The organism is Leisingera sp. F5, assembly GCF_001593695.1.
Genome location: NZ_LUKH01000870.1, coordinates 1 through 1,532, shown reverse-complemented (window position 1 = coordinate 1,532; position 1,532 = coordinate 1). Strand labels below are relative to the sequence as shown.

The 1,532-nt window shown below is 65.3% G+C and carries 1 protein-coding gene; it reads left to right on the top strand.

Features of this window, described 5'->3' with window-relative positions; translation table 11 throughout:
* Positions 1-38 precede the first annotated feature (38 nt).
* Positions 39-1,295, top strand: coding sequence for a flavin-dependent oxidoreductase (locus A2I95_RS36920; RefSeq protein ID WP_291737446.1), 1,257 nt, complete (start codon positions 39-41; stop codon positions 1,293-1,295).
* Positions 1,296-1,532: the final 237 nt, after the last annotated feature.

Sequence of the window (1,532 nt, the reverse complement as noted above, 5' to 3'; positions counted from 1 at the left end):
ATGGTTATCTGTGCGCGCAACTAGGGAGTGTACTTATTATGCCCATCCTCATCGCAGGCGGCGGCATTGCGGGGCTGACGCTGGGGCTGACTTTGCATCAGATCGGGGTTCCCTTTCAAATTTATGAGGCCGCGCGCGCGCTGAAACCGATGGGTGTTGGTATCAACCTGCAGCCCAACGCGGTGCGGGAGCTGTTTGATTTGGGGCTGGAGGCGGAGCTGGACGCCATTGGTGTCCCGACCCGGCGGCTGGGGTTTTACAGCAAACTCGGCAAAACGATCTGGGAGGAGCCGCGCGGCACCCGCGCTGGCTATGCTTGGCCGCAGTATTCGGTACACCGCGGAGAACTGCAGATGATGCTCTACCGCGCACTGGCAGAACGTGCCGGGACGGACTGTTTTGAAACCGGCGCACGGGCGGCAGGGTTTGAGAATGCGGCAAAAGATGCCGCGCTGCTGCTGGCAGACGGGCGGCGGATCGAAGGATCGCTGGTGATCGGCGCGGATGGCATCCATTCCGCCCTGCGCGCGCAAATGGTGCCCGATGAGGGCGCGCCGATCTGGAACGGCCGCATCCTGTGGCGTGCCACTACCCGGGCGCCCGCCTTCAAGGGCGGCGCGGCGATGGCAATGATCGGTCACGATCACCTGCGGCTGGTGGCCTACCCGATCTCGGCGCCGGATGCCGGCGGCCGCGTCACCATGAACTGGATTGCGGAAAAGCGCTTTGACCCTTCCGCCCTCTGGCGCCGGGAAGACTGGAACCGGCCCGCTGACATCACTGAGTTCCTGCCCGATTTCGAAGCCTGGCGGTTTGATTGGATCGACGTGCCCGCTCTGATCCGCGGGGCGGAGGCGGTCTATGAATACCCGATGGTAGACCGCAATCCGCTGGCGCGCTGGACGATCGGCAACGTGACCCTGATGGGCGACGCCGCGCATCCGACTTACCCAGTGGGCTCCAACGGCGCCAGCCAGGCCATCGTCGACGCGCGGGTGATCGGCGCACAGTTGCTGAAACACCGGGAGAACGCTGGCGCTCTGCAAGCCTATGAAGCAGAAGTGCGCCCAGTGACGACGGCTGTAGGCCTGGCAAACCGCGCTGGCGGCGGACCGGACGGGGTGCTGCAGCGGGTCGAGGACCTCTGCGGTGGCGAATTCCAGAACATCAGCGAGGTGATTCCGCAGGCGGAACTGGCCGCCCATGCCGCCAAATACAAGTCCATTGCGGGCTTCTCCATCGAGGAACTGAACGCGCGCGCCCCAACCATCCCGGCAGGCGCCCGCGTCAGCTAGGGCACGCCCGCGGCCAGCCGCGGGTCAAGGGCGGAACAGCCGCCGTGCCGCAGGCACGGTCCATCCTTGAGGCGCGGCTGGCGGCTATCACACTCGTGGCGGCGCGTTTTAGGGCAGTTCTGACCTTAAACCGCTTCTCAGCAAAGGAAAAACGCCGCGCAAAGCGCGGCGCCACGCCCAACTGTGAGGCACATTCTTTGAATGTGGCGGAGCAGGCGGGAGCGCCCCGCCCTGCCC